We start from the raw sequence: 7230 nt of genomic DNA, 5'->3' as shown, positions 1-7230 counted from the left end.
TGTGAGACCTGCTTTTAATTCGGAAACGGTTGACGAGAAAGTCCATTTTCAAAGGCAACGTGGTACCGGTATCGCGCGCCCTGGTACTGGCGGAGCGGCATCTGGAGGCGGCTCTGCACAGCGGGTCTGGATGAAAATAGAGGCACTAAGCCATTACTTCTTCACTGATTTGAAAAGCTAAAACATCCGAATGGAGGTGTCTGACACGGGAAGCGGGGACACGTCCCGTACGCTGTCGGGCGCTCGGCAAAAAGGGATGGGCTGCCTGTAGCGGATCGCCAGGATGTCGCCCACGACAAGGCCACCCCCACCGAGCGGAAGCGGCCTCGATCACGCCGCTAGAGGCGGCGCTTGCGGTTCAGGGTCGGGATGGTGGTTGCCGGCACCTCAACCTTTTGCATGTGCCCGACGGACTTGGCCGCCAGCGCCGCCAGCGTCGGTTGGTTGAATACCTCCCGTGCATCGGCGTTCAGCCCCGCCTTGCGCATCCGGGCCACCAGGCTGACCGCCAGCAACGAATGCCCACCCAGCTCGAAGAAGTGGTCATTGCGCCCCACCCGCTCGATCTTCAGGACCTCGGCCCAGATCTCGGCCAGGGCGATTTCCGCGGCGCCCTGGGGCGCCTCGTAGTCCCGACTGATCACCGCGTCCTGGCCCGGCGCCGGCAACGCCCGGCGGTCGAGCTTGCCGTTGGGGCTCAACGGCAGGGCGTCGAGTTGCACGTAGGCCGAAGGCACCATGTAGTCCGGCAGATGCCCCAGCAGGTAGCCGCGCAAGGTCTCGATAGTCGGCACCTGGCCGGGCACCCGTGCCGTGAAGTAGGCCACCAGCCGCTCGTCACGCATCAGCACCGCCACTTCGCGCAACGCCCCATGCCCCAGCAGCGCCGACTCGATCTCACCCAGCTCCAGGCGCAGGCCATGCAGCTTCACCTGGAAGTCGTCGCGGCCAAGGAACTCGAGGTTGCCGTCCGGACGGTAACGCACCAGGTCGCCCGTGCGGTACAGGCGGTCGCCGGCCACGAACGGACTGTCGATGAAACGCTCGGCATTCAGCTCCGCCAGGCCCAGGTAGCCACGGGCGACGCCAACCCCACCAATGTGCAACTGCCCACTCACGCCCATCGGCACCGGCCGGTCATGGGCATCGAGGACGTACGCCCGCGTATTGCAGATCGGCCTGCCGATCGGCAGTTGCAGCGCCGGTATCGACGTGTCCGGCTCCAGGGTCCAGGCGGTACTGTCGACGGTGGCCTCGGTCGGCCCATAGACGTTGTGCAGCCGTACCCATGGCAACCGGGCGCGCACCGCCTGGGCCAGCGCCGCCGTCAATTCACCGCCACCGCAGAACATGTCCGTGAGGCTGGTGCACTGGCTGACCTGCTCCTGCTCGAGGAATGACTGGAGCATCGCCGGCACGAACTTGATCACGCGGATCCGTTGTTCGCGGATCACCCGCACCAGGTAATCCGGGTCGCGATGGCCGTCAGGCCGTGCAAGCACCAGGCGCATGCCGGTGGTCAACGGCCAGAAGAACTCCCAGACCGAACCGTCGAAACTGAACGGTGCCTTCTGCAGCAACCCGGTATTGCCCATGTCCGGGCACAGCCGCGAGCTCCAGTGCACCAGGTTGCACAGCCCGCGATGCTCGAGTGCCACGCCCTTGGGCGTGCCGGTGGAGCCGGAGGTGTAGATCACGTAGGCCAGGTTCGATGGGCCGAGATCGGCGATACACGGGTTCTCCACCGGCTGGTCCTGCCAGGTGTTGCTGTCGAAATCGATCAGCGGAATGCTCACCGGCCCCAGCAGATCCCGCGTCGCCTGGTGCACCAGCACCGCTACCGCCGAGCTGTCCTGCAGCATGTAGCCCAGGCGCTCGATAGGGTAGCCGGGGTCCAGTGGCAGGTAGGCACCGCCAGCCTTGACGATGGCCCAGAGGCCGATGACCAGTTCCAGGCCACGTTCGACACAGATCGCCACCCGCGCATCCGGCCGCACGCCATGCTGGCGCAGATGGCAGGCCAACTGGTTGGCCCGTTCGTTGAGTTCGCGGTAGCTCAGGTGCCGCTCGCCAGCCACCAGGGCGACAGCGTCCGGAGTCCGCCGTACCTGCTCCTCGAACAGCGCCTGGATGCACTGTTCCAGCGGGTGGTCGAAGGCGGTGGCGTTGAGTGTTTCGAGCAGATGCCGACGCTCGACCGCCGGCAAAATCGACAGGCGATTCAGCGGCGTGTGCGGTGCCTGCTCCAGGGCATCCGCCAACCCTTCCAGGGCCGCCTGCAGATAGTCCAGCACCCGCGCCGCGCCCAGGCTCGCCGGTGCACTGGCGGCCAGGCGGAAGTCGTCGCCCAGATCGTCGACCGAGAGCATCACCAGGTAACTGATGATCTGCGCGCTGTCGAGCAGTTCGACCCCTGGCAAGCTGTCGCCCCGGCCAAGTTCAGCGGTGTGGCGATAATTGAGCAGGCTGTTGAACAGCGGTGTATTGGCCGCCACCACGCTGCAACGTTGCGCCAGGGCCAGGGGCGCCTGTTCGTGGGCCAGCAAGGCACTGAGTCGCTCGTGCGTGTGGCGGACGCCGTCCAGCGCATTACGCCCACCGAGACCGATGCGCAGCGGCAAGGTGTTGATGAACATGCCCAAGGCGCGCCCGGCGCCTGCGCCGGCCTGCAATCGCCCCAGCAGCACGGTGCCGAAAACCACGTCGTCGCGCCCCGAGAGGCCGCCCAGCACCTGCGCCCAGGCCAGGTGATAGAGGCTCGCCGGACTCACCCCCAACTGCCGCGCCTGGTGGCGCAGGCGCTGGCCGAGATCGCTCGGTACGGCACGCTCGATACGTTCGTGGTCGTGACTGTCGTCCTGGCGGCGCTGCATGCCAAAGGCCAGCGTCGGCTCATCGACATCGCCCAGCAATTCGCGGAAGAACGCCTCATGCCCGGCCTCCCGGCCACCCAGGCGGACCTGCGCCACGTAGTCGCGATACGGTACCGAAGGCGCCAGGCGCTGCGCCTGGCCTTGCATGTGGGCCTCGATCTCCGCCAGTAGCAAGGTGGTGGAGGTGGCGTCGTTGACCAAGTGATGAAAACGCAGCAGGCCGAGCCAGCGCCGCTGGCCGGGGTCTTCGACACCAGCCAGCGCCAGCAGCGGCGCGCGGCGGATATCCAGCGGCTGCTGGCGTGGATGCAAGCGGGCCAGCAACTGCGTGGCGACATCGCCCTCTCCGGCCATCGGCCCGATCATTTCGAACGGCAACGGCGCCTCGCGCCAGACCACCTGCATCGGTTGTTCCAGGCCTTCCCAGGCCAGGCTGGTGCGCAGGATGTCGTGCCGCGCGATCACGGCCTGCAGCGCCTGGGCAAAGGCTTCCAGGCGCTGGCGGTCATCGAAGGCGAACAACGCATATTGCTGGTAGGGATCGCCCGCGGTGGCGGTCATGTGGTGATAGAGCAGCCCTTCCTGCAACGGCGCCAGCGGATAGATTTCCTGCACGTTGGCCGCAAGACCGGGGACACCGGCGACGATCCGGTCGATGGCATCCTGCTCCAGCTCCGCCAGCGCCAGCATCGACGGGGTAATGTGCCGGCAATCGGCGGCGACCCGGTTGGCCGGCACCTCGATGGCCTGGTGCTCTGTCACAGAGGCCGCCAGCGCCGCCAGGGTCGGCTGGCGGAACAGCACCTGTACATCGGCCTGCAGGCCAGCCTGGCGCATGCGCTCGACCAGCGCCACGGCCAGCAGCGAATTGCCACCGAGTTCGAAGAAATGGTCCTGGCGCCCTACCCGGCCGACCTGCAGCAACTCGGCCCAGATCCGTGCCAGGGTGGCTTCGACCGTTCCTTCGGGCGCCTGATACTCGCGGCTGACCAATGCATCGGCAGTCGGCGCCGGCAGGGCCCGACGGTCAAGCTTGCCGTTGGCGGTCAGGGGCCAGGCTTCAAGCTGCACATAGGCGCTCGGCAGCAAGTGACCTGGCAGATGGCCCTGCAGATGGCCGTGCAGGGCCTGCGCTGGCAGCGCCTCGTCGGCGATGAACCAGGCCAGCAGCCGCCCTTCGCGCAATTGCACCACCGCCTCGCGCACCGCCGGATGACTGGACACCGCTGCCTCGATTTCGCCCAGCTCGACCCGTACCCCACGGATCTTCACCTGGTCGTCATTGCGCCCCAGGTACTCCAGGCTGCCGTCCTCGCGCCAGCGCGCCAGGTCGCCGGTTCGGTACATGCGTGCCCCCGGCTCGTCGCCGTAGGGGTCGTCAAGAAAGCGCTCGGCGGTCAGTTCGGCGCGGTTCAGGTAGCCCCGCGCCACACCGGTGCCACCGATGTACAACTCGCCGGTGGCACCGATCGGCAGCAGGCGCCGGTGCGCATCGAGCAGATAGATCCGCGTGTTGGCCACCGGCCGGCCGATCGGCAGTACCCGACCGGGCGACAGGGTGCCGGAGGTGGCGACCACCGTGGTCTCGGTCGGGCCATAGTTGTTGACCACGGCAAAACGCCGGGCCTGGTTGAATTGGCGCAGGCGGTCGCCACCAATCAGCAGGGTGCGCAGGGTCGGGTGCTCCAGCCCGCGACTGAAGGCGTACTCCGCCACTGGAGTGGGCAGGAAACTGATGTCCAGCGGCTGCGCGCACCACCAGGCCAGCAGCGCGTCAATGTCCTCGGCGCCCTGGGACGCTGGCGCCAGGTGCAGGGTCGCGCCCGCGCACAGCGTCGGCCAGGTTTCCCAGGCCATGGCGTCGAAGCCGAACCCGGCCAGGCTGGACACCTGGCTGTGGGAACCGAGGTCGAAGGCGCGGTTGTGCCAGTCCACCAGGTTGGACAGCGTACGGTGTTCGACCATCACGCCCTTGGGCAACCCGGTGGAGCCGGAGGTGTAGATCACATAGGCCAGGTGCCGTGAGCCCAGTCCGGCCACCTGCGGGTTGGCCTCGCTGCCGGCCTGCCAGCGATCGCTGTCCAGTTCGATCAGCGGCACCGATGACCGTGACAGGCGCGCCAATAGTTCGGCCTGGACCAGTACCGCCACCGGCGCGCTGTCTTCGAGCAGATAACGCAGGCGTTCGTCGGGATGGCTCGGGTCGACCGGGACGTAGGCGGCCCCGGACTTGAGGACGGCCAGCAGCGCCACCAGCGTCTCCAGCCCGCGTCGGGCGACGACTGCAACCCGGTCGTCAGGGCGCACGCCCTGCGCCTGCAAATGGGCGGCCAGGGCATTGGCCCGTCGGTTCAGCTCGGCATAGCTCAGCGAACGACCCTGGTGCACGGCCGCCACGGCCTCGGGACGGGCGGCGGCCTGCTCCTCGATACGCTGGTGGATGGTCGCGTCGTGGCGGTACTCGGCGGTGCTGTCGTTCCACTGCGCCAGGCGCAGGGCCTCCTGCGGCGGTAGCAGGGAAAACGCCGACAGGGGCATTTCGACAGCGGCCAGGCCCTGTTCCAGGACATGAATGATGCGCCCGGCGAGCGCCTCGACCTCACCCGCGTCGAAGTACGCCGCGTCGTAGACGCAGTGCATCCAGACCCGGTCGTTGAAGCGATTGCTGCGCAGGTGAATCGCCAGCGGCATCGATTCGTGGCGGTTGGAGACCTTCACCGTGTGGGCTGGCACCTGACCATAGCGGTAGTCATGGTCATCCTGCTCGTAGGACACCGATACCTCGAACAGTTGCGCCCGATCCTCGCGCAGCAGGCCGAGGCCGCGGTTGAGTTCGCTCAGGGGAAAACGCTGATGGCGCAGGTCCTGTCGCAGCACTTGGCCGATACCCCGGACCAGTTCGCCGAAGGGGATGCTGTCGGGGAATGCCAGGCGCGCCGGGCTGACCTGGGCAAACAACCCCAGGGTCGCCTTGAACCGGGCATGGGTACGATTGAGGATCGGCAACCCGACCACCCACTCGTCGCGCTGGTGGCTGCGGGTAAAACACACATATAGGGCGGCCAGCCAGACATGAAAGGTCGAGGCCTGGCAGGCCTTCGCCAGGTTGTTCATGCGCTGGAGCAGTGCGGTGGGGACGGCCTGTACCACGCTGTCGCCAGGCGGGGTACCGGCAACCGGACGCTCGTGATGCCGAGGCTGGAGCATGGGTTCGGGGAGCGTGCGGTACTTGTCGAGCCAGTAGTCACGATCACGCAGGTAACGCGGCGACGCCTGGTAGAGCCGGTCTTCCTGGATAAAATCGACATAGGAGGCCGCCGCTTCGCCGACCTCCTCGCCTTGCATCAGGGCGCTGTAGATCCGCCCCAGGTCAGCGAGCATCTGACCGAAGCCCCAGCCATCGAGAATCAGGTGGTGCGCCTGGGTTCCCAGGAGGTAGTGGTCATCACGCAAGCGCATCAGGAAGAACCGGAACAGCGGCGAACCATCCAGCGGATAGACCTGGGCCATCTGCTGCTCGACCAGTTCCCGGGCGGCAGCCAGCGGCTCGGCATGGTCGGCGAAGCAATACAGCGGTACCTGCACCGCCAGCCGCTCGACGAACCGCTGCTGCGGCAGGCCGTCGGCACCGGGCTGTAGCACCGTGCGCAGTGCATCGTGACGCTGCACCAGGCTGTCGATCGCCTGGCGCAGACACTCGGGATCCACCGCGCCACCGAGTTCGACGTAGCCACCGATGTTGTACAACGGAGAATCGCCCCGGCTCGACTGGTCCAGCCAGATATCCTGTTGGGCTGCGGTCAGCGGGTAAGGCACGGAAGCCGGGCAGGCAGCCTCGGCGGCGGCCGTTGAAAAAAACCTGTCCATAGATCCTTCTCGTTGAATTGACTCGAAAAAACCCAGGCGCCGATCACTCGATCACAACGCGCTGTTGGCGGGGACAACACGACAGGGAGCAGATCGCTGACACACCCATCCGAGCCAGTGTGGACGGATTCGCCAACCACGGCTTGCTCGAATTTTCCGAGTACATCAACCCGAATTGTTGTAGGAAATCAGCTACAACTTGGGTGAGGCGATTCTGTCTGACGATCAGACAAATTTAAATAATCGTTAAAAAACAGTGCATTACAAACCACAGCAAGACAGCGTAAACCTTGAGTAAGCGCCGATTCCCCGGAGAAATGCCCGCTTAACCCGGCATTTTTCCATGTCATTTTGTGTCCCGGTTTTCCACTACAGACGCAAGGCAGATGTATAAGATTAAATCCGGTCTGTAGTCCTCTTCAGGGAGAAGGGGTTGCTTGCAAACACGGACGCCAGAGCGCTCCCGCCCGGGTCCGGCTCAAGGATGATG

1 protein-coding gene is annotated in these 7230 nt (G+C 65.9%); it reads right to left on the bottom strand.

Features of this window, described 5'->3' with window-relative positions; translation table 11 throughout:
• Positions 1-338 precede the first annotated feature (338 nt).
• A complete protein-coding gene (locus AC6I6U_RS16395; RefSeq protein ID WP_497882944.1) occupies positions 339-6740 on the bottom strand; it encodes an amino acid adenylation domain-containing protein in 6402 nt (2133 codons plus the stop codon).
• Between the last annotated feature and the right edge of the window lie 490 nt (positions 6741-7230).

It is taken from the genome of Pseudomonas sp. UTLPPB19802 (assembly GCF_059730225.1).
This window is presented reverse-complemented; position numbering and strand designations above follow the sequence as displayed.

Bases quoted from the DNA above. Each gene is read 5' to 3' on its own strand.
- AC6I6U_RS16395 (WP_497882944.1), bottom strand. From the start codon at position 6,740: ATGGACAGGTTTTTTTCAACGGCCGCCGCCGAGGCTGCCTGCCCGGCT.